Annotated in this window: 18 protein-coding genes; 6 read left to right on the top strand and 12 right to left on the bottom strand. The window is 62.8% G+C overall.

The annotated features are described in order from the left end of the window. Positions 1-237 precede the first annotated feature (237 nt). A complete protein-coding gene (locus AC30NL_RS01510) occupies positions 238-1,284 on the top strand; it encodes an ATP-binding response regulator (protein WP_489462244.1) in 1,047 nt (348 codons plus the stop codon). 152 nt (positions 1,285-1,436) lie between these two features. Here the strand turns inward: AC30NL_RS01510 and AC30NL_RS01505 are convergent, their stop codons facing one another. Next, positions 1,437-2,279, bottom strand: coding sequence for a D-alanyl-D-alanine carboxypeptidase family protein (locus AC30NL_RS01505; protein WP_489462243.1), 843 nt, complete (start codon positions 2,277-2,279; stop codon positions 1,437-1,439). Between the two features lie 393 nt (positions 2,280-2,672). On the opposite strand from AC30NL_RS01505, the gene AC30NL_RS01500 reads away from it, so the two are divergent. Then, the gene (locus AC30NL_RS01500) at positions 2,673-3,815 is read left to right on the top strand and encodes a branched-chain amino acid ABC transporter substrate-binding protein (protein ID WP_489462242.1); all 1,143 of its coding nucleotides are present in this window, start codon (positions 2,673-2,675) and stop codon (positions 3,813-3,815) included. Between the two features lie 23 nt (positions 3,816-3,838). Here the strand turns inward: AC30NL_RS01500 and AC30NL_RS01495 are convergent, their stop codons facing one another. After that, complete coding sequence (locus AC30NL_RS01495) at positions 3,839-5,752, bottom strand: B12-binding domain-containing radical SAM protein (protein ID WP_489462241.1); 1,914 nt, start codon at positions 5,750-5,752, stop codon at positions 3,839-3,841. Between the two features lie 202 nt (positions 5,753-5,954). Here AC30NL_RS01495 and AC30NL_RS01490 point away from each other — a divergent pair, with 202 nt between their 5' ends. Then, positions 5,955-6,425: a glycine zipper 2TM domain-containing protein gene (locus tag AC30NL_RS01490; RefSeq protein WP_489462240.1), complete on the top strand. Its 471-nt coding sequence runs from the start codon at positions 5,955-5,957 to the stop codon at positions 6,423-6,425. Here AC30NL_RS01490 and AC30NL_RS01485 read toward each other — a convergent pair. From AC30NL_RS01485 to AC30NL_RS01440, 10 genes are all read right to left on the bottom strand, one after another. Then, complete coding sequence (locus AC30NL_RS01485) at positions 6,357-9,587, bottom strand: pilus assembly protein (RefSeq protein ID WP_489462239.1); 3,231 nt, start codon at positions 9,585-9,587, stop codon at positions 6,357-6,359. The genes AC30NL_RS01490 and AC30NL_RS01485 overlap by 69 nt on opposite strands. 42 nt (positions 9,588-9,629) lie before the next feature. Beyond that, complete coding sequence (locus AC30NL_RS01480) at positions 9,630-10,250, bottom strand: pilus assembly PilX N-terminal domain-containing protein (protein ID WP_489462238.1); 621 nt, start codon at positions 10,248-10,250, stop codon at positions 9,630-9,632. Continuing rightward, the gene (locus tag AC30NL_RS01475) at positions 10,247-11,239 is read right to left on the bottom strand and encodes a PilW family protein (protein WP_489462237.1); all 993 of its coding nucleotides are present in this window, start codon (positions 11,237-11,239) and stop codon (positions 10,247-10,249) included. Before AC30NL_RS01475 ends, AC30NL_RS01480 begins: the two co-directional genes overlap by 4 nt. 14 nt (positions 11,240-11,253) lie before the next feature. Beyond that, positions 11,254-11,832, bottom strand: coding sequence for a type IV pilus modification PilV family protein (locus AC30NL_RS01470; protein WP_489462236.1), 579 nt, complete (start codon positions 11,830-11,832; stop codon positions 11,254-11,256). Continuing rightward, a complete protein-coding gene (locus tag AC30NL_RS01465; RefSeq protein WP_489462235.1) occupies positions 11,829-12,335 on the bottom strand; it encodes a GspH/FimT family pseudopilin in 507 nt (168 codons plus the stop codon). The genes AC30NL_RS01470 and AC30NL_RS01465 overlap by 4 nt, the downstream gene beginning before the upstream one ends. Positions 12,336-12,347: 12 nt before the next feature. After that, positions 12,348-12,944: a type IV pilin protein gene (locus AC30NL_RS01460; RefSeq protein ID WP_489462234.1), complete on the bottom strand. Its 597-nt coding sequence runs from the start codon at positions 12,942-12,944 to the stop codon at positions 12,348-12,350. Positions 12,945-12,966: 22 nt separating this feature from the next. Next, positions 12,967-13,383, bottom strand: coding sequence for a diguanylate cyclase domain-containing protein (locus AC30NL_RS01455; RefSeq protein ID WP_489462233.1), 417 nt, complete (start codon positions 13,381-13,383; stop codon positions 12,967-12,969). Positions 13,384-13,392: 9 nt separating this feature from the next. Then, entirely contained in the window at positions 13,393-14,145 is a 753-nt protein-coding gene (locus AC30NL_RS01450) for a substrate-binding periplasmic protein (RefSeq protein WP_489462232.1), read from the bottom strand. A gap of 285 nt (positions 14,146-14,430) precedes the next feature. Continuing rightward, a complete protein-coding gene (locus AC30NL_RS01445) occupies positions 14,431-16,206 on the bottom strand; it encodes a T6SS phospholipase effector Tle1-like catalytic domain-containing protein (RefSeq protein WP_489462231.1) in 1,776 nt (591 codons plus the stop codon). Beyond that, complete coding sequence (locus AC30NL_RS01440) at positions 16,203-16,382, bottom strand: hypothetical protein (protein ID WP_489462230.1); 180 nt, start codon at positions 16,380-16,382, stop codon at positions 16,203-16,205. The genes AC30NL_RS01445 and AC30NL_RS01440 overlap by 4 nt, the downstream gene beginning before the upstream one ends. 795 nt (positions 16,383-17,177) lie before the next feature. On the opposite strand from AC30NL_RS01440, the gene AC30NL_RS01435 reads away from it, so the two are divergent. The 3 genes from AC30NL_RS01435 (at position 17,178) to AC30NL_RS01425 (ending at position 21,665) form a co-directional block, all read left to right on the top strand. Further along, positions 17,178-17,363: a hypothetical protein gene (locus AC30NL_RS01435; protein ID WP_489462229.1), complete on the top strand. Its 186-nt coding sequence runs from the start codon at positions 17,178-17,180 to the stop codon at positions 17,361-17,363. A 462-nt stretch (positions 17,364-17,825) separates the two neighbouring features. Continuing rightward, positions 17,826-19,055, top strand: a complete 1,230-nt coding sequence (locus tag AC30NL_RS01430) for a trypsin-like serine peptidase (protein WP_489462228.1) — start codon at positions 17,826-17,828, stop codon at positions 19,053-19,055. Positions 19,056-20,039: 984 nt separating this feature from the next. After that, positions 20,040-21,665 (top strand): hypothetical protein, encoded by a 1,626-nt coding sequence (locus AC30NL_RS01425; RefSeq protein ID WP_489462227.1) that lies wholly within the window; start codon positions 20,040-20,042, stop codon positions 21,663-21,665. Positions 21,666-21,868 lie beyond the last annotated feature (203 nt).

The raw sequence follows: 21,868 nt of genomic DNA, 5'->3' as shown, positions 1-21,868 counted from the left end.
CGCTGGGCGGGATGCGATGCAAGGCGCTCCGAGCGCCGTGTGGCGAGCCACACAAGTGAGGAGCAACGCCGCAGCGCGCCCGCCCAGCGCCCCCAAAACGGTAAGTTGTTTCGGGCCATGTCCTCAGCTCAGCATCTCCGAATGCGGCGACCGGCCTCCAGTGGGCCGACAGAGTCAAGAGACAACTGGTCACGTACATTCCGGTGGTTGCGAACTTCGTGATCCGAGACCCGACCAGTGACGTCAGATAGCAATCTTCTCGACAGCATCGATGACCCGTTCGTCGCCATCGATGCAACATGCCGTGTGATCCGATTGAACCGCGCCTTCGAACGCCTGTTCGGTTTGCGGGCTTCAAGCTCGGTAGGTCGCGAGCTTTTTTCTCTCGCCGAAAGCTTGCAGGATGCACCGCTCGAGGCCGAAATTCATGCTGCATTGGCCAAGGACGTTGCTGGCCGTTCCATGGATTCAATGACGATCGATGGGCGGGCTTTCGAGCTCAGAGCCAGCCCGCTGAACGACGGCGGACTCGCGTTGCTGTTCCTCGATGTCACTCACCGAGTCGAAGACGATCGGCGTACGGCCAACGCTCTCGGCAGGATCGCGCACGATTTTCGCAACCGGCTGGCCCCTCTGCTGACTTCTCTCGAATTACTGAAGCGCCCCAACATTGCCGAAGAGACCAAGACGAAGGCGCGGGCCATCATGGGTCGGCAGGTGGATCAGATGGTTGGCCTGATCGACGAAGTGCAGGACATTGCTCGCGGCGGTAGAGGCGCGACGCGATCAGCGGGGTTGGGGAGGGCGGAAGCCGGGAATGGGGCGTCGAAAGAGGTCGATTCACTGGGTGAACTGGAGCCACGAGAAGTGGAACCACGAGACTCGACCGACAAGGGTGCCCGGGTGCTCGTGGCAGACGACAGTGATCTCGTGCAGCAGTCCGTCGTCGCGCTGCTGGTCGCCGAAGGATACGAAGTGCGAACCGTGTCCGATGGCATCGAGGCCGTGGCCGCCGCCGAGGATTGGAGGCCACGCTACGTCCTGCTCGACCTGCACATGCCGCGACTGGGCGGCATGGAGGCCGCCAAGCGGCTGCGGCAGTCGCCTTTGGCCGACGACATGGTGTTGCTGATGATGAGTGGCGTGACGCTCGACGATTCTTGGCGCGAACACGCCCGCCAGGCGGGCTTCGACGTCTGCGTCGACAAGACGGCCGACCCGGCCGAGTGGCTCGCTGCGATGAGGCAGGCCGGGAAGCGTCGCGCGGGAGGGCTCAGAGGCTGAGAGTATTTCGATCATGCCCGCTCATCACGCCAAAAGCCCCCTGCTCGTCGTTGCCCAAGCTATGGCTGCGCTTTGCGCCTGGATCAGGCGCCTTTTGACGTGCTGCTCGGACACGTTCGAAATACTCTCAGCCTCTCAGAGGCTGAGCCTCTTCAGGTCCGGCGGACCGGCCGTCTCAGTGCCGTCCTGATCGCCGGCAACTCAGGCTGCCCGCCCACAAGGCGGTGAATGTTGAGCACGTCGAGCGCCCGCTTCGGGCCTGCGACAGCGCCCATCAGCACCACCAGGATCTTTCTCCCTGCTGCTTCGAGCCGCATGCTCAGGCAGCGACCGGCTTCGTTCGTGAAGCCGGTCTTGGAGACCGAGATGTTCCAGCCGGGGCGACCGACGAAATGATTGGTGTTGTGAAAGACGCGCCCGCGCCCGCGCACTGCAATGCGGCTGCTGGACTGGCTGGTGGCTCTCACGATCTCCGGGTAGGTGGATGCCGCCGTCAGTATCTTCGCCATGTCATGCGCCGTCGCATGGTTATCGGGCGACAAACCTGTCGGCTCGACCAAAGCGGTGTTCTCGAGCTTCAGCTCGGTGATCTTGTGTTGCGTGGCCAGCAGGAAAGCCTCATTGCCGCCCGGGTATGTGCGTGCGAGCGCGGCGGCGGCATGGTTGTCGGAGGACATCAGCGCGATTTCGATGAGCGTGCTGCGCGGAAGCACAGTGCCCACAGATAGCCCCGAGCGCGTGTGCTTGAGCGTGTCGAGATCGGCCTTGTCGATGCGGATGGCGTCGGTGGGCGAAAGATGCGCGTCGAGGACCACCATCGCCGTCATCAGCTTGGTCATTGATGCAATGGGCGCCGCGGTGGCGGCATCCTTCTCGAGGAGTATCTCGCCGCTCTCTTCATCAATCACCAGTGCGTGGGCGGACTCGATCGTGACAGCATGCGACGCGACGCAGCACAGGCAGAAGGCGAGAGAAATGAGGGCGTTCTTGAGCATCGTGTTGGAGAGGAGTTGAAAAAATGACAAGGCTTTGCTCACGCGATCACTGGGCAACGTGCGCGCGGCCCGTTCCGACTACAGGTCGTTGCGCTTGTTCCATGAATCTCAAAAAAAGTTTGCATTTGTTCCGAACATTGTTTGCCATATGTAAAACATGCACGCTCGGGCGAGGGCTGCAAAGCGAGGCATGGACGATTTGGGGCGGTCGCTTCGACACCATCAACCAGAACGACTTCAGCATTTGGGGCTTGGTCGCGTCCCTGTTCCTGATGTGTAGGAATGCCGTCGATTCACATCTTCACGGCGCGACCCCACAGTAACCCTGTACCTGGCCAGATGCAGTGTGGGCATACTGCGCCGACGTTTTTCATGATAGTTACGAAGGTCACTATGACACTGTCCCGTTCCGCTTTTGCCGGCGTTGCCATCGCCTCCACAATCCTGCTCGGCGCGTGCAACCGGATCCCCGATACCGTGAAAATCGGCGTCGCGCAGCCTCTAAGCGGGCCGCTCGCCCCACTCGGCGCCGACATGAAGAACGGGGTGCAACTGGCCGTGGACGAGCTCAACGCCAAAGGCTTCACGATCAATGGCAAGCCGGTCAAGCTTGAAGTCGTGGCGGTGGATGACAAGGCCAATGCGGAGACGGGCATGGCGGTGGCGCAGACGCTTGTCGACGCCAAGGTGGTCGCAGTCGTGGGGCATCTGAACTCGGGCGTCAGCATTGCGGCGGCGCCCATTTACGCGCAGCACAACATTGCGGAGCTTGCCATCTCAACCAAGCCCGAATACACGCAGCTCGACCTGCCCACGACGCTGCGCCTGGTGGCCAACGACGCCATGCAATCCAAGGCTCTTGGCTCGTACGCGGCGACGCAGATCGACGGCAAGCGCTTTGCGGTAGTGGATGACAACACGCCCTACGGCAAGGGTCTGGCCGATCTGGCCGCGGTCGAGATGAAGAAGAACAAGAAGGAAGTCATCTTGCGCGCGAGCCTCGATGACAAGACAACTGATTTCTCCAAGCTCATCCCTGAACTGAAGAGCAAGAATATCGATGTGTTCGTGACGACGCTCGCCGACTTCCAGGTAGCGGCGCTGATCGAGCAAATTGTCAAGGCTGGCATGTCCGAAATGACGATCATCGGCGGCGACACGATCAAGACGGACAAGCTGTCGGGGGCGTCGGCTGGCATCCGTGCGGTGTACGCCACCACACCGATCGTTGATGCGCGCGAGTTCATAGCCGGCCCGCAATTCCTGAGCAGATTTCGTGATGCTTTCAAGGGCGAACCGGTCTATGGTGCGCACTACGCCTACGACGCGGTGTACGTTCTGGCCGCCGCGATGCAGCGCGGCGCCACTGCCGACCCGAAGAATGTGCTCAATGAATTGAAGCACATCGACGCGCTGGCGCCCGTCACGAGCAACGTTCGCTTCCGCGGCGACGGCGAGCAGCACTATGGCGTGGTCAGTGTGTATCGCGCCCGCGGCGGCAAGTGGGACCCAGTGACGCGCAGCGATACCTGGTAATTCGTGAGGCCCGGATTGAGAGGCTACGAGTGCGATAGCGCCCGTTGAATGAAGTGCCGCGCAACGGTAGTGCGCGGCACCTTTCCCGTGAACCAGCTCCGCACGTCGGCTTCCAGGCCGACACCGTGCATGTAGTTGTAGAGCGCCTTCTTCAGGCCCACGCCCAATGCATCGTGATCGACACCGGTCGGGTCGATGAAGCCCACATCGTTTTTTGCGAACGACACCGGGGGCAACGGCTGCAGGCTCACGCCGTATTGTTCAGGGTTCTTGCCCACGGGCGAATGCACCGTGCAAGCAAAGCGGTGAAAGAAGCCCGACTGGATGCAGCCCTGCTCGAAAAGCTGCCGCACGTATTCCAGCGCGTCCACCGTGTCTTGCACCGTCTGCGTCGGAAAGCCATACATCAGATAGGCGTGGACCAGGATGCCGGCGTCGGTGAAAGCGCGCGTGACGCGTGCCACCTGCTCGACCGACACACCTTTCTTCATCAACTGCAGCAGGCGGTCGGAAGCCACTTCGAGCCCTCCCGAGATTGCGATGCAGCCGCTGTCGGCGAGCTCCTGGCACAGCTCGGGTGTGAATGATTTTTCGAAGCGGATGTTGCCCCACCACGAAATCGAGAGATTGCGCTTTTGCAGCTCAGCCGCCAGCGTCCTGAGCGCCTTGGGCGGAGCGGCCTCATCGACAAAGTGAAAGCCCGTCTGGCCGGTCTCGTCGATGATGGCCTGGATGCGGTCGACCAGTGTGGTGGCGGCCACGCCTTCATAGCGCGAGATGTAGTCGAGGCTGACGTCGCAGAAACTGCACTTCTTCCAGTAGCAGCCGTGCGCCACGGTGAGCTTGTTCCACCGCCCGTCGGACCATAGCCGGTGCATGGGGTTGAGCATGTCCAGCAGTGACAGATAGTCATTGAGCGGCAGGCCGTCCCAGGTGGGTGTGCCGACTTCGGCGAACGCAATGTCCGATTCGCCGAGATTGAGGTTGACGTAGCGAACTGCACCTTCGGGTGTGCGAACGAAGGTGCGCACGAGGCGGCCCTGGGCTCGCTCGCCACGCAGATGTTCGAGCAAGGCGAGGATGGGCCGCTCGCCGTCGTCGAGCGTCACATAGTCGAAGTAGTCGAACACGCGCGGCTCGGCGAGTTCGCGCAGCTCGGTGTTGACGAAGCCGCCGCCCAGCGCGGTGAGGATGTTCGGATGCTTTGCCTTGATGGCCTGCGCGATGCGAAAGGCGGCATAGACGGAGCCGGGGAAGGGCACGGACACGAGCACCAGATCGGGCTGGTGGCCTTCGATGGATCGCAGCGTGAGCTCGATCAGCGTGCGGTCGACGAGGTTGAGCGGCGCGGACAAGGCGTCGGCAAGCGGATCGAAGGTTGGCTGGCTTTGCGCCAGTGACTCGGCATAGCGCACGAACTCGAAACGCGGATCGATGGCGTCACGCAAGACGTCGGCGATGTCATTGAGATAGAGCGTGGCAAGGTGCCTCGCGCGGTCTTGCATGCCCAGCGCGCCGAAAGCCCAGGCGAGCGGATCGCCGCCGTCTTCGTCGATGTAGACGTCGAGCGATGCGAAGCGCGGTCCTTCGGGGAGAAAGCTGCGCGAGGCGATGCGATGGCCGATGGTCGGGTCGCGTCCTTGAAGGAAGGCGATGACCGGGCCGATCGTGCACGCATAGCGGTCGAACTGCTCATGGAACGTACTCACGAGTGCTGTTCGCGTGCGCGCAGGCATCGCGTCGATGCACTTGCGAATCGACGCGATGCCATCGACGGAGAACAGCTTGAGCACCAGCGCGAGCGCCAGGTCTTCCTGCGCTGCGTCCACGCCCCGGGAACGAAGAAACCCGGTGATGTACGCAGTGGACGGATACGGGGTGTTGAGCTGCGTCATCGGCGGGATGAGCGACAGGACGCGAAGAGACTTGGCGGACATGCCGCGATTGTCGCCGTTGCGCCGTGCTCGCCGGACGATCCCGGCATCCGGTCTGCGCGACGACGGGTCGTCAGCGGTGCGACGCGAGCAGGCGGCACGATCGCACGCATCGCGTCGTCACGTCCGTTTGTGTGGGCTGTGCGCAGCCCAGCTGTGGCAAGCTCTCGTTTTGCCTTTTTGCCGTTCCATTTGGAGATTGATCATGAAGCGCGTGTTGTCCACTTTCATCCTCACCGGCGTGGCGCTCGCCGTGCAACCTGCCTTCGCTGCCGACCATGCCCGTGCGCACGACGCTCCCAAGCTCGTGAGCGGCGTGAAGCTCTCGTCGATTTGCGATGGCTGCGGCGTGGTGTCGAATGCGCACACCGAAACCCGCAAGGGCAAGGCCAGCGGCGTTGGTGCGGTGGGCGGCGCAGTCGCGGGCGGGGTGGTCGGCCACCAGTTCGGCGGCGGCGGCGGCAAGACGGCCTTGACCGTGCTCGGTGCCGTCGGCGGTGGCGTGGCCGGCAACGAGATCGAGAAAGACATGAAGAAGTACACCGTCTGGGTTACCACCGTGACCTTCAAGGACGGCACCAAGAAAAAGTACGAACGCACCACCAACTCAGGGCTCAAGTCGGGGGATGTGGTGCACATCGAGAACGGGCATCCGGTGAGGAAGGCGGCAGCCTGATAGCCGCGCGCGAAGCCGGCGCGCTGGACTGCTGGACCAAGGCAGCCGAGGACGCGGCACCGCGTCCCAGGCCTGCTGCAGGCTTAGGACATGGCCCGGAACAAGTTCCCGTTTTGGGGGGCTGGGCGGGCGCGCTGCGGCATTGCTCCTCACTTGTGTGGCTCGCCACACGGCGCTCGGAGCGCCTTGCATCGCATCCCGCCCAGCGCCCCCAAAACGGGAACTTGTTCCGGGCCATGTCCTTACCGATTCGTTTCCTGATACCAGTAGATCCGGCTGCGCGGCACGTTGATGACCGGATTCACGCGGGAAGCCTCGAGGCCCGATTGCTTGGAGTTCGGGCACCCGATGCAGAAGGCGACTTGTTGGGCCATCTGGCATGGCGTAGGTCTTCGCCACGCCCAGGTCGGCCGTGCAGACATTGCCCGACGTCACCGCGCTGGAGGGGCGGTTGGTGCCGAAGTAGGAGGCACCGGCAATCGAGGTCGCGGCGTTCACGACCTTTTCTCCCGGTTCCAGCGCCACGTAGCAGCCTCGCCCCGCAATGCTGGACGCCGAACTTGCAGCGGTGAGGTCGTTCCAGACGGTGACGACCGGGTTCGCCGGCGCACCCTTGCCTCTGTAAGTGTCGAAGATCTGGAAGAAGTGGTCCCGGGTTGCGTTCAGCAGTGGCTTCTCGCGATCGCCCGAGCCGAACATCAAGGCAGCGAACGAGCGGGTGACCACGACATCGGGCGCAAAGAAGAACTTGCGGCCCGTGCTCGTTCCTCCAGACAGATCGGCGATCGTGTCGATGGACCAGGCGCTCGGTGCAGTGCTGGTACTCGTCTCGAAGTCGATCCGGTAGACCTTGCCGCCCAGATCGACGGCGTAGGCGCGGTCGATCTGGCCGTTGAGATCCGCGTCCACCAGCGCGACGTCGGCTGCGACGCTGCGTTCCGTGGAGAAAGCCTTCAGCAAGACGCCGCTGATGGCGTCGAGCACGTAGACCCGGTTCCCCATCGTCGTGGCGCCTGGCGTGCCGATGTCTTCGGCATCTGCGTCGTAACCTGCGCCGAAGACCAGAACGGGGTTGGCGTTGCCGAGGATCCTCGCAACTTTCGGCTCCGACCATGTCTGCCCGAGCTGTGCCAGGTCGCTGCTGGTCTTCTTCCAGAGGTACTGCGGCGCTTCGGGGTCGGTGACGTCGAACGCGTACAAGAGCCGGCCGCCGCGGCGCATGCCGATGTAGATGATGACCCGGCTCATCGTCTGGTCGGCATTGACTTTCTGGTAGACCCCGATGGGGCCGTCCACGAAGTAGCCGCGTGGCGTGGCGGTGGTGGACGCGGTCGTCGACAGCCTCACGGTCGGGTAATTCGCGCGCAGGCGGTTGAGCTTGGGAAACATCTCCTGTGGAATGAAGCCCCACAGCTCGTCGCCAGCGCCGGCGCCGGAGGGATTGCCGTTGATCGCGTGGAGCATGCCGTCGTTGGCGCCGTAGAACACCACCACGCCGCGCGAACCGCCATAGTTCACAACAGCCGAGCGCGAATGCAGCACGTCGCCATGGACCGATGGGCGAATGGTGGTCGCAGGACTGGTGGTGGGGCCGGCTTCGTCGCCGGCGTTGCTGGTGCCGCGCAGCCAGTCGATCAGGTCGGCGCGGCCCGAGGTGGCAACACCCAGCGAGGCGTCGGTGACGAGCGCGTTGGCCGCTTTGAACTCGGTGCTGCCCGTGCCGCCGAGGACGGTATTGGGGCTGCATCCGACGCAGGTCAGCACCTTGCGGGAAGCCTGCGATGTGGCGTAGACGGTACGCAATCGTTGTGCCGCCGCGCCTTTTTCGACCACCTCACCGTCGGGCGAGTCGCTGGCCGAAGCTGGCGTACCCAGGGGCTGGTTGCTCCAGAACGTGCTGCCGGCGGTCCAGGCCGAGGTGGCGCTAGTGCTGATGAAACCCGTCGTCGAACTGACCGCCGCTGCGCCGTTCGAATCGACGAGTTGCAAGAGCCCCAGGTTGTCCAGGGCAAAGTGGTATTGCTTCAGGTTGCCGCGCCAGCGCGGATGGGCATCGGCGTCCGGTCGGAACATGCCCATGTAGATCTGGTTCAGGTAGGTGCCGCGTGCGTTCACCGCGACCGGCAGGCTGGCCGCGGCAAACACGCTGTTGACGGCCTGGATTTCGTTGAACACGACCAGCAATGAATCCAGCAGCGAATCGGCGCTGCCCGCGCTGTGGAACGTGCCGCCGGAGGCCGTTGCGATGGCCTGAATGAAGTTCGGGTAGAGCCCGTCGCTCGGGTCGCCCGTCACTGCCAAACCATGCGTGACGATGCCTTGCGCACCGTCCTTGCCGCTCACGTCGATGCCGCGCATGAAGCGCGAGAATTCGTCGGCCCAGTTGGCCTGGTCGACGCTCTTGACGTAGGACGTCGCGTAGGTGATCTGCGAAGTGTCCCCGCCCGCGTCCGCCAGCAGCGTTTGCGCGCTGCCGTTCTCCGACGATTGGGGCGATCCGTTGGCGATGAAGATCACATGGTTGCGTGCGCAAGAGGCCTGCGAGGGGCTGACGTACTTGCCGCCGGACACCGCCGCATGGTCCCACTTGCCGCCCTGGGTCCCCTGGTAGGGCGTGGCCCCCTTGAAGTACAGATAGGCCTCGTACATCGCCTTCGCGAAATCGCCGTTCGTTGCTCTGTCGGCCTCGATACTGAGTGCACTGATGAGCGCCTTCAGCGCGGCCTTGTTGTTGGTGGTGAGCGCGGTGAACGCCCTGCGCGGATAGGCGCCGTTGCCGGGCGATTCGTTCAGCAGCATGATGCCCACGTTGAACAGTGCGTTGTTCGACGGATCGCTGGCGCCGGGTCTGACCGGCAGGGCGTCGATCAGGTTGTACAGCGCGCACTTCTCGATCCCCATCTTCGTGCCCTGTTCCTTGTCGGGGCTCGATGTCTTGGGGCCTGCGGCGGTGACGACGCCGTTTTCCTTGTAGAAGCAACTGGCTGCGGACGTGCTGCTCGACCAGTTGGCAGAGTTATCGAGAATCACCAGCACGTTCGGCAGCGCGCCGCCGCTGTTGGCGCCCGAGTAGATGTCGATGTCCTCCGCCCACGCGGGGATCATGAACCCGGCCATGGCCAGCAGGAGGACCGCGCGAAGCTGCTTTGAAAGTCTGTTCATGGTCGTGAGGCTCCAAAGCGTGGTCATGGACAGGCAACGTGGTCATGGACAGGCATTGGCCGTGTCGGTACTCAACGAGCGAACGGCGATGCCCTGGTTCACCGCAACGCTGGCGTTGCGGCGGCTGTCGGTCACCACGGCGCGAACATTCCATTGGCTGTCGGCACACAAGGAGTCGCCTGTGGGCAGCGCGGAGCCTTGCACCTCGATGCCGGAGTTCTGGACCGAACTGGAGCCCAGGCATTTGATGTCGTCCGGGGAGGCAGGATCGAGTTCGGTGACCTTCAGGACACCAACGCGATAGCAGGCAGGCGCCGGCGACAGGCGTGCGCTGTAGTCGGCGACGCCGTCGCCATCGACATCGACCGGGATCGGGGCGGCGGCCACGGCGGCCGACTGCTGCACGAACAGTGGCGAGCTGATGGTCAGCTCCACGGCCGCCTGAGCCGCGGACAAGACCTCATGTCGCGCTTGCGTGTTGCCGACGATGCGCATGTTGCTCATGCTCGTGTTGACGGCCGACATGGCGAGCATCGCCAGCGCCGCCAGCATGATCAGCGACAAGATGAGCGTGATGCCGCGATGGTGGAATCCGCAGTGGCTCTTCGGCGAACCGTCATGTCGCGCGCTGCCGATTTCGCGGGCAGCGAGTCGTGGGCTCATTGAACTTCCCTCGAACTGCTGGGATTGACGAGCCGGATGGTGATGCCGTAGACCCGGCGCGTGTATCCATCGGAGGGCGTGTTGACCGTTCCCGCTCCTCCCATCCGGAACTGCTGTGCTGCCGCGAGCCCGGAGCCCACCGCCTTGTCGAGCGAGCGAGTGACGAAATGGACGTTGACGGCGACGACGTTGTTCCATGCCGTGCTGCCTCCCGCCGTGCCGAGCGCGGTGAGGTAGGTATCTGCGCTGCCGTTGCCATCCATGTCGAATCCATATTCAAGCCGCAGGTCGTCGATGCCGTCAGCCAACGCGGTGGTCGTCAGCTGGCCGCCCACGAGATCGATCCGTTTCAAGGTTGGCGTGGTGTCGCCTGCGCCACAGCGATTGCAGGTGGCCACGTAGTAGATGCGCGACACATAGGGACGCACCAGGTTGGGGGCGGTGCAATCCAGATTGCGCAGGACAAGCAGGGCGCGGTCGGTGCTGAAGATGAGCCGCGGCGCGGTCACGTCGTTGGCGCAAAAGGAATATTGCACGTAGTACTGGGCATTGCTTGCGCTGATCGTCGAAGGGTTGACCGCCTCCACACTCAGGCGACGCACCGCGACTGCGTAGGTGCCTGCCTTGCGGTTGGGCAGGCATGACAGAGCGTCCATCGGGCCGTAGCCTTGGACCGGAGCGGGCAGTGTGAAGGGCGAACCGATCCAACCCGTGGGCGACGTGCTGCAGGGGTTGGGCGTGGTGTAGAGGGCGCCTCTCACCGACGTCTCGCCATAGAAGCCGGCCAGGCGCAAATCGTCTGCCAGCAGTTCGGACACGTAGCGGCCGTTTTCTATCTGCATGCCTGAGCGCGCCAGGTTCTGCCCGTTGGTCGAAGCATTGGCGAAGACGAGCAGCAGCATCGTTGTGACGATGAGCCCGAGCGCGAGCCCGACCATCAATTCAATGAGCGAAAAGCCCCGGGCAGGTGAACGGTGGGGTGTGTTCATGGCATCTCAGCCTCTCAGCAGCGTGCAAGCGATGGCGCAGACGCGGCGTCGTGCAGCAGACCCACGCACACCGTCGACGAAACCATGCGTCGCAGCGTCTCGGCAGGAAATGCGACATCGCCCTTTCCGCAGGTTCCGGCGGGTGCGCCGGTGGGAACCATGCCCTGCCAGACAAGGGACAACACGTAGCGATCGGTGCTGCCCGCGGAGCGGGCGATGCACCCGCGCGCGGAGATCATCGAGCCGATGCTGCTGCCGCCGCGGATCTCGGCGCTGCCCCGGATGAGGTTTCCCCACTCGCACAGATCGATGTCCGCCCTCGTCTTGCCGTCGCAATCGACCAATGCACCACCCCCCATCAACGTGCCGGACACATAGGCGCCCGCGTTGGCTCGATTGATGTTGATGCGATTCGCCATGTCGTCCAGCAGAAAGAGCGCCTGACTGCGCTGGTAGGACTCGAACTCGGTCAAGGTCGCCCTGGACTGCATGGCGACGAAGCCGAGAAGCGCGAACGCGCAGATGAGAATGGCGACCAGCACTTCGATCAGCAGCGCACCACGCTGCAGCGTCGGCAGGGTGTTGCTCTTCATGTGCAGGCCCCCACGGACGAACGAGCGCGACCCGAGAGGTCCAGCTCGACGCAGCGGCTCGTGCCGATGCCCACGAGGGTGACGCGCACCTCAACGGCCGGCGACGAAACCCGGCCGTTGACGAAGGTGATCGACGCCGGTGCATCCGAAAAGACGATGGCGGCGGTCGATGCGTTGCGGGTGCTGATGCGCTCGTTGGTGACGCTGGTGGCGGTCGTCCAGCCGTCGCTCCAGCCGGCACCGCTGTGCGCAATCGATACGCTGGCGTTGCGCTTCAACGCTTCGCTGCGCGCGAGGAGCAGGTCGGCTGTCAGGTCGAGGGCCAGGGCCTTGACCTGCTGGTCCCGGATGAATGTGCGAAAGGAAGGGGCCGCCGCTGCGAGGAGGACGCCGAGAATTGCCACCGCCACCATCGACTCGATCAGCGTGAACCCGCTCGTCGCGCCTGGGATGGCGGTGATTGATCGCCGTCTCGCACGGTGCAGTCCATTCGTGGTTCGCATGGTCCGGGCCTCTTACCAGCAACCGCCTGCTGCGGCGATCTTGGTCCCGTTCTGATCGATGCTCAGCGTTCCGCAACGCTCGCTCGACTGGTCCGGTTTCGGCGTGGCGGTCAACGAAAAGCCCGGAGGCACCGATGCGGGAGCGTCGAGGACGACGTTGTAGGCCCGGGCGACGTTGTCGGGCATCGCAACGCCGATGTCCGCAAGCGACGCGCTGTAGCTGCGCGTGTCGACGAGGAACTGCTGCTCGCGCGAGGCCACGGACAACAGGTACACCTGGGCCTCGGCACGCATCGACTTGCGGAAATGGGCACGGTAGGACGGCAGAGCCACGGCAGCGAGGACGGCCACCACTGCTGTCGCGATCATCAACTCGATCAGTGTGAAGCCGAGGTAGGCGGTCTTCATGGGGTTGCCTTGTGTGGGCAGCAGGTCGACGATCGCGCACGGCAGGGGCTCGGTCTGTGCCTTGGCCGCGGGAAAGCTCGCGCATGGCGGGTTCGGCCAGACGAAGTCCTCGTCATCGAAGGAGTCGGCGCTCCCCGAGGTTCCAGGCGCTGCTGCGACTTTCGGGATTGCCCATTCGAGTGGTTTCAACGTTACTGTCATCACGTTCCCCACGTATGCGTACTCATCGCCGGCGGTCGTACGAATGACCAGCCATGCTCGAAGAACATAGGCTGATCGCAGGCCCGGTTCTGTCTGGCAGCGAACACAGTGGCGGCCATTCGTCATGGTTGTCGAGCATCACGAGCGTGGTGGCGTTCTCGCCATCCTGCGGAAAGATTGCAATGCCGATGCTCGCGCTGACCGTGCCCGCAGGCGCGTTCTCGCTCGACGCCCCGATGGCGGACAGCATCTTCGTTGCGATCAGCGCAACGTCGGACTGGTAGGAAATCTCGGCCAGCAGAATGACGAATGCATCACCGCTGTGGCGGCTCACGGTGTCGGAGTCGCGCACTGCCGACTCCATGCAGCGTGCCACGCGTCGCAGAACCTTGTCGCCGCATAGCCCCCGTCGAAATTTGACAAGTGCTGGACGACGCAAGCTGAAACTTCAGCGTCCGACCCTCCGGGCGAGTTCTCGCCGCAAGATGGTATCGATTTCCCCACGCTGCTGCATGGACTGCAACTGCGCCTGGAGCCGCTGCGCCAGCGCCGCATGACGCTTGTGCAGATAGTGGTAGAGCGGCACACGTTCGAGCACGCCGTCGACGCGGCACAGGCCTTTCTCGCCACTCAATCGCAAGCTGACATCTGCCTCCACGCCGGTCCCAAGCACCAGGTCCACCATGCCGAGATTGAGCATTCGGAACAGCTCCTGCTGGGTCTCGACCGGGACGCGGTCGGCCTCCTTCACGCGCCGCTCGATGGCCAGCACTCCCCTTAAATGTGCAACCTGCTTGCCGCGCAAATCGTCCCAGGACTTGATGACGGGGCAGGGCGCGCGAGCGTAGACGGTGATCTCGAGGTAGTTGACGGGAACGTCGACACGGATCAGGTTCGGGTACCGTTCGGAAGTCTCGGCGATGCGCATCATGTCCCCGTCTATCGTCCCCGCATTGGCAAATGCAAGCGAGCGCAGCAAGGGATATTCCTCGAAGCGGATCTCCACGCCCAGCTTGGCGTATGCGGCTTGCAGAACTGCCACCGTGCTGTCAGCCAATATGGAAGTCATGCCTCCGCCGCCACGCCCGATCCGCAAGGGCTCGACATCGGACGCGGATGCGGTGACGAGGCCGAGCCACAGGAGGCAACACAAGGCCGCCGGATGCCGGACGGCTTTGAGAGCGAATAGAGTGAATCGCATGACACCTGGCCAATCTGCGTGGAAAGCAAGTCCGGACCCGTGCGATGACGATAGCCCGGGTGCGAAAATATGCAAAGACCCTCGTCGTCTCATTGTTGCCGAGCTTGCTGGAAGGCGTCTATCCGGGCGAGAGCCCGCGCTCTTACGCCGTCTACGTCGACGAGCGCGATCAGGTCGGGGTCAGCGACTTCTACCTGTGTTCCCGCTTCGACCCGGCCACGGAGAAGTTCGAACGGTACCCCCGCTCTCGGCCAAATTCAGGCATGGACCGGCGATCAAAGAGGGTCAACATATCTTTTGCTCGTCCAAGGCAGGTCGCTTCTCGGCGTTCGGTCGAAAAATCAACCAGACCCGAACCGCGACCAAAGGCATGCAGGCAATGAGTCCGGCAAGCTTGGCAATGGAAGCCATGCCGGTCAGGAACAACAAGACGCGCGCCACCATGTCGGTGCCTATGCTGTGCGCTGCAAGGGCAAACCATGTCAACAGATCTTCCGTGATGTCGCCGCCCACCGCGAGCAAGGGTGCCATGCCGAGCCAACACCATAGCGGCATGCTCGACTTGAGTGATCTCGCACCAGCCATCCACGCGAAGGACCGTGAAGAGATGCGGGCGAGCAGATAGCCCCATCCGAGAATGAAGCCCAGGTCCCAGAACATCGCCCATCCGGGTTGCCCCGGTCGCAGCCAAGGCTCGTGCGCTTTCTCAAGCAAGCCCGTGAACCACAGTGACGCGAGCTGGTCATCGGCAAAGGCACGCGCAGCCGCAATCGATTGGTGCATGGCGTCCGCAAGGCCGTCTTCGACATGAAGCTTGGGCAGCAGGCACCAGCCCGAGAGCACCAGGCAAAGCGCGCCAAGCACCGCCGCGACGAACAGTGGCCAGATCGGCCGGCGCTCGCGCCACACGCTGCGCACCTCGCCAGGCGGCAGCTCTGCCGGGATGACTTTCATCGTGACCTTCTCGCCGGCCGAATCGGGTGCCGGAACCCGCGGCTGCATGTCGCGCATGGTCATGCCTGCCAGCGCCCACCATGGCGTGTCCCATAGCGCGTCATGCCGGACGTACGTTGCCTTCGACGCAGGAATAGGCGGCACGTTCAGCGCAGAGGAAACTTCCGAGGTCATCCATGCGAGCGCAGCGTCGGAGAAGCCACATTCGTCTCTCGGGTAGCTGCCCCCGATGTCGCAGTGAACACCGGGATACCAGCGCTGCTTCAGCGTTCTATCCGGTCCGTCAATGTCGGCGGGGACTTCATACAGTCGAGGCTCGAAGGTCCACCGATGCTCGTCGAACGACAGTGCATGCCTGACATGTCGAATGCGCTTGTTTTGCAATGTCGCGGTGCTGGGGTTCATGCGCGACAGCGGGCCGGGCAGGCCTACAGACGCGACGGTGTCCCACACGCCAACCCAGTGCACCCAGGCTTCGCTGCCAGCTTTGCTCGTGAACTCATTGCGTACCTGGGTTGCCAGAGCTTCGCGCGGTGACAGAGGGGCTTCCTTGGGATGCGCCCCGACTTCTGCCGCCGCCTTGCCACGCTTGCCGACAGCGCGATGCATCCAGCGGGTGAACTGTTGCATCGGCTTATGAGCTTCAGCGGGCAGCGAAAAGTAGATGTGCACGAGCGTCGGCAGAAGCTGTTCGTGCTGTGGCTTCAGGATGCCGAACAAGTGAACCATGCCCGCAACGGCCCGCACGGTGAACGCACCACGCGAGAAGCCGAACAGATAGATCTGGTCCTGTTCGTCGCGCCAGTTGCGCATCAGGAATGCGTAGGCCTGTTCGATGTTGTCATAGATGCCGCGGCCCGATGCCAGGCCGGACATGCGTTGCCAGCTTCGGCTGACCCAGTCGATCAAGTCCGTGGGTGGCACCGTGTCGGGGTTTCCGACGCCGGGGTCGTAGTAGAGCAGGCGTTCGTATGGGGCGGTATCAGTCGGGGTGTGACGACGCAGGTGCTCGTAAAGCCGCAGGACGTTGGTGTCCTCGATACCGCCGGTCAGCGTGTTGTTGGTGCCGTCGCAACAGACGACGAGTTGCCGGGAGCGGTTGCTCATGGTCGCCACCCCGCGGCTTGAAGGGGGCGAACATAGTGTGCATGGGCCACGCGCGAACACTCGGCGCATATTGCGTCGACGCGGTCAGGCCCCGGCACCAGCTTGCCGAACACCGTGCTTGTTCGATCCGGGTTCAGTAGCGCGACGAGAGCGGGGTCGTAGGGAATGATCGGCATGCTGTCCTCCGCTGGCTTTGGGCGTGCCCCTAATTGCCGCAACGTTATAGGTGAAGTCTCGCGGCGCACATCCCTATATCTATGGAGCCGCGACTATTCCGACATGTGTCTCTCATGCCAGGATCAGATACGGGTGGAACCAGCACCACCGTGGCCGGCAGGAACGTCATGTCCCAGCACCACACTTGCCGCGGCGCAGCGGCGATGTGCGTGGGGTTGGCCGGTGGCTTTTTTGGCCACTCATCTTGGCCGCTTGCATCACGAGACGTTGATCGAACTTGATCCACGGTTTTCGGCCACGTCGATGAGGGAGTGCTGAGTAAGCGCATCGGTCTGATGAAACGACAGGCGCTGCTCAGGCGAATAGGCCTCCTCACGGCACTGCGCGTCGTGCTTGTAGATCTCGGCCTCATCAGGCTGAGCATCTTCATCGGCGTGTCATCGCTGTGCAGCAGTGGCGCCTGGGCGGCTTGGCGGATCAGCTCTTCGAACACCGCGCGCGGTGACGGCGCGGCCTTGGAAACGATGTCCCGCTGCGTCGCATCGGGCAGCGGGATGTACAGCGAGGCCTGCAGGCTTCGAGGCGGAAGTGCGGCATGCCATTGCCCAAGTGCAGCATGGCGATCATGCTGGCGCAGCTCGAGTCGTACTTGGGCAATGAGAGGCTGAGAGCATTTCGAACTGTCCGAACAGCACGTCAAAAGGCGCCAGATTTAGGCGCAAAGCGCAGCCATAGCTTGGCTATGGCGAGCATTTGCAACGACGAGCAGGAGGCTTTTGGCGTGATGAGCGGGCATGATCGAAAAACTTTCAGCCTCTGAGGCAGCCTCTGAGGCCACCGCCGCCGGCAGCGGGGCGGTGAAGATCGTGTCGCACAACCGGCAGCGCAGCCCGCTGCACTCTGTAAACCGTCGCGCCGAGCCAGAGACCTTTTGCGGGCTGGATCGTTGCTTGCGCCGTCATGTGGTGAGCAATCTCTGAACCACGCCGAAATCCGTCGTGCCTTCTTCGCACTTCCGTAATCCTCTTCGCATGACGAGCGCTACGAGGGGCGGTTGCCGTGCATGGGTGCGATTCAAACTGATGTGTATGCCTTCAGGTTGCGGACAGTACGGTTCCGTGGGAGCACAGGGGGAGGTTTCCAAGGAGGTTTCCCTGCGGCACCCGATAGATAGCCCAGTAGTCGACCCAGTGGTGGTGGCGCAGCGCAGGCACACGCTGCTGGCTTGCACTCGCCATGCCGCCGCAGCCAGGGCAGGGTCTGTTGCTTCATGTGGCAAAGGAGGGCACATGGCATGCCCGCTCACTATTGCGGTCTAGGGGGGTGACGGATTCGAACAAGTGACCGATGCTATGAGTGTCGTCATTGACGACCTATACCGCACGCACTGGACGAGGGGCAAGGCGCGCACTGTCAGTCTCATCCTACGGAGGTAGAAAAAAATGAAGTACGCAGGCTTGCTGGTTGGTCCAGCATTGTCTCTATTGGCAGTGGCTTCCACTGCACAGTCCTTGTCCAAGGTGACCGCGAATGGGGTCACGCACGAGATTTCTGTACAAGGGAATGCCGCCATGACGGCCGGCGAATACTGGACGCCGGAGAGGATGGGGGCTGCGAGACCGCGAGATGCCCACATCCCCGTCAGTCCGCAGTCGATTGGCCCTGCCACCAGCGTTGAGCGCAGTGCCGTCCCGGCAGTCCCGGGCTATGTTCAAGGCTGTCCCCCGAACGCCGCCCACTGCGACACATCGCCGAAGACCTTGTCGAACGATGCGTTGATATCGCTGTCCTTGCAGCCTGCTGGCGATCTGCTGCTGCCGATGCATGGCGCCAAGCCAGTCAATCCACTTTCCGGTCCATATGGCCCGTTCCAACGATGGCGCGAGGCTGAATCGATTGCGTCCTATCCGAAGTCTACGATCGGCAAGTTGTTCTTCACACTGGACGGCAGCAACTGGGTGTGCTCCGCTTCTGTCATTGGCGCCAGCACTCTCATCACTGCAGGTCATTGCAACTCCAATGGCAGGGGCGCATTTGCGACCAACAGACTGTTCTGCCCAAGCTGGAATGCCGGGCCGCGCCCGGGGCGTGGTTGCTGGGCAGTGATCAGCAGTGCTATAGCCACCGCTTGGCACAACGGCGGCAATCCCGACAGCGACTATTCATGCTTGATCACCAACCCGGTGGGACAAGTGGTCGCCAACAAAGTCGGCAATGTCACGGGAACGCTTGGACGGGCTTGGAACTTCCCGGCAACTCAAGTCGAGATGACGTTTGGCTACCCGCAAGCGGCACCTTTCAATGGTGCGACTTTGCAGGCCACGGCATCACCGGAGTGGTACACGCACGACTTTGTCCCTGGTGGCCAGGTCTCGAAGGTCATCGGCAGCGACTTGACCGGTGGAGCGAGCGGTGGTCCGTGGATTCTTGGCTGGACCGGTGGGCTGCCGGAAACTGCCGACACTGATGGCTCGACGGCGACAGATCCGGGTGGCAATTGGGTCAATGGCGTCAACAGCCATAAGCGATGCGTCGGCAACTGCAACTCTCCGCCTACCAGCACCTCCGGTGTCTTCTGGCAGGAGATGACATCACCTCCATTCATGAATACAAGCGAAGTCGGCGAGAGCGAAGACGTGATTGCCAGTTGTTTTGCAAACGGCGGTGCCTGAAGGGGCAATAGGGTAAAGGCTCCGGGGAATCACCGGAGTTTTCCGCTCCATGATGGACCACGCGTGGTCCATCAAAATAGGGAGCCTGAGCCTCGGGGCCTGGGTGATCTGGGAGATCTTGTGCAGTACGGCGCGCGTCCAGCGATCAGTCTGTCCGCGCCACTGGCTGATCAATCGAGAGGCCGATCAGGCTAGAACCTGCGTGGCGATCGCATGGAAGCGGATCGCGTATGGTCTATCGCTGGCGGAGGATCACGCCCGTGGCGTCCAGGTTGTCATAGCGGATGCTGATGTTGCTCCAAGCAGCACCACCGAATTCTTCCCTTCGCTTGCATGCACGGGGCTTCGTGTTCGTCGGTGGCGGTGATACCGATCGATGCCACGATGCGGCATCGGGTTGTCTTCGATCAACAGGCCTTGGAAGGCAAGCCAACCCATTAGCAAAGAGATCCCAGATGTTTTCGAGAATTCCCAGTGCGGCCGGTTCCCCAAGTCACGTGGAACAACAACATCCCCCGCAAACAAGGCAACCAGGTGGTTCCACCGATGCGACCGCGCGCACGACGCTGGATCTGACACGCCGTAGCGCTTCGCCGGCAGGCCCCTCGCTGCAGTCCTTGCCGCCTCGCTCGGTTGTTGCGCTGCCCAGCCTACCGCTGGGGCAGCCGTTGGCCAGTGGACCTGCTGCTGGCACATCGGGGGATGACGTCGTCGACTTGACGATGATCCGCAAGCTGTTTCCGAAACTCCAGGGCGAACGAAAACAGGTCCACGCCCGCCGGCTGCAACACGAGTGCTCACGGCTCACCTTGGCTCAGATCGGCCAAACTTTCGGGCGTCCAAATTCACCATTTGAAGGAGGACCCGGCGTTTCGGAAACTGCCAGCTGAACTGGCGCCCATCCTCCGGAAGTTTCCAAAAGCTGAGGGCGAGAAGAAACAACCCTACGCGCGCCGGCTGCATCGCGAACGCCCCGACCTCACCTTGGAGCAGATCTCCCTGCTTTCTGGCGTCAAGGAAATCAACCTGAAGCTGGACCCGGCGTTTCGAGTTGTGCCCGAAAATCTGGTGCCCATCCGCGAGAAGTTTCCGCAAGGTGAGGACGAGACAAACGCAGCTTACGCGCGCCGACTGCATGGCGCGCTCTCGAAGCTCAGCATTCCTGAGATATGCCTGCTTTCCGGCGTCCAGGAAAGCGCCCTGAGGCAGGACCCAGCGTTTCGGGAACTGCCCGACGCACTGGCGCCGATCCTCCTGCAGTTTCCACAAGGCGAGAGCGAGAAAAACCAACCCTACGCGCGACGGCTGCATCGCGAACGCTCGGAGCTCACCTTGGAACAGATCTCCCTGCTTTCCGGCGTCCCGGAAGTCGCCCTGAGGCATGACCCGGCGTTTCGGGAACTGCCCCCCGAACTGGCGCCCATCTTCCAGCGGTTTCCACAAGCCGAGGGCGAGAAAGACCAACCCTACGCGCGACGGCTGCATGGCGTGCTCCCGCAGCTCAGCGTGCATCAGATCTCCCTGCTTTCCGGCGTCACAAAACGCAGGCTGATGAATGACCCGGCGTTTCGAGAACTGCCCGAAGATCTGGTGCCCATCCTCCAGAGGTTTCCACGAGCCAAGGGTGAGAGGAACAAACCCTACGCGCGGCGGTTGCATGGCGTGCTCTCGCAGCTCACCGTGACTCAGATCTCCCTGCTTTCCGGTGTTCTGGAAAGCGACCTGAGGAAGGACCCGGCGTATCGCGAACTGTCCCCCGAACTGGCGACCATCGTCCAGCAGTTTCCACAAGACGAGGGCGAGACATGCGAACGCTACGCGGGCCGGCTACAGAGCGAGCTTCCGGAACTCTCCTTGGATCATATTTCCCTGCTTTCCGGTGTCCCGAAGCGCAAGCTGAAGCGATGCCTCAATTTGAAGCGACAACTGAAGAGCGAGCGAGCGCCTGCCTCGTCGACAAGCGTGATACCTGTGAACGAGGCATTGGCTGAATCATCGGCAGGGCGCTCCAAGGCACTCAAACGCGCCGCCAGTGAAGCCGCTGTGGCGCAGCCGGCATCCCAAGAGGTCTGGGGCATCCGCAGCGTGCGGCCGCGGTTGAACGAGTCGAGTGGAGCAGGGACCCCGGGGCTGGAGCACTTCATGCCCGAGCAGGAAGCGCAGTTGGTTCAAACGCCTGCGCGTGTAGAGCCCCAACCTGATCGGCTGCCATCCCAGCCCGAACTCACCTGGGGCGCGACACGAGCCCGCGTCCCAAGAGCAAGGGAAAGGGCTGACCCCGGCGTCCGGATTGATGGCGACCTGAACCATTCGTTGGCAAGTACGCCCGAGGAACAGCAGGGCGGCCAGCAGGGGGTGCCCCATGCCACCCCGGCTGCAATGCCGGGTTTGGACCAGTTCACCGTTGAACTGGAAGCGCAGTTGGTTCAAACACCTCAGCGTGCGCAGCCTCAACCCGATCCGCAGCCATCCGAGCCGGACTTCGCCTGGGGCGCGCGACGAGGCCGCACACCGAGAGCATGGGAAGCGCTCGCCGATCCCGGCAATCCGAGCGCTGAGTACGTGGCGCCCGAGGAGCCCGAGGAGCTCTTCGAAATGCTTGACTTTTGATGAGGCAAACGATGCACCGAACATTGAGCCGGTGCGCGGTGCTACTCCACCCGCGGTCTGACCTTTACGTACGCTGGACACGCGGAAGATGGCCGTTGGAGCTTTTTCCCCTACGAGGTTTGAAGAAGGCGGGGTTGACGCATGACAAGTTCATGTTTGCTCAGAGGCCCAGGCCCCTCACCCCAGCCCTCTACCCGAAGGGG

It is taken from the genome of Rhizobacter sp. (assembly GCA_021153565.1).
Taxonomy (GTDB): Bacteria; Pseudomonadota; Gammaproteobacteria; order Burkholderiales; family Burkholderiaceae_C; genus Albitalea.
The sequence above is the reverse complement of the archived record's forward strand: the minus strand, read 5'-3'. Positions and strand labels throughout refer to the sequence as shown.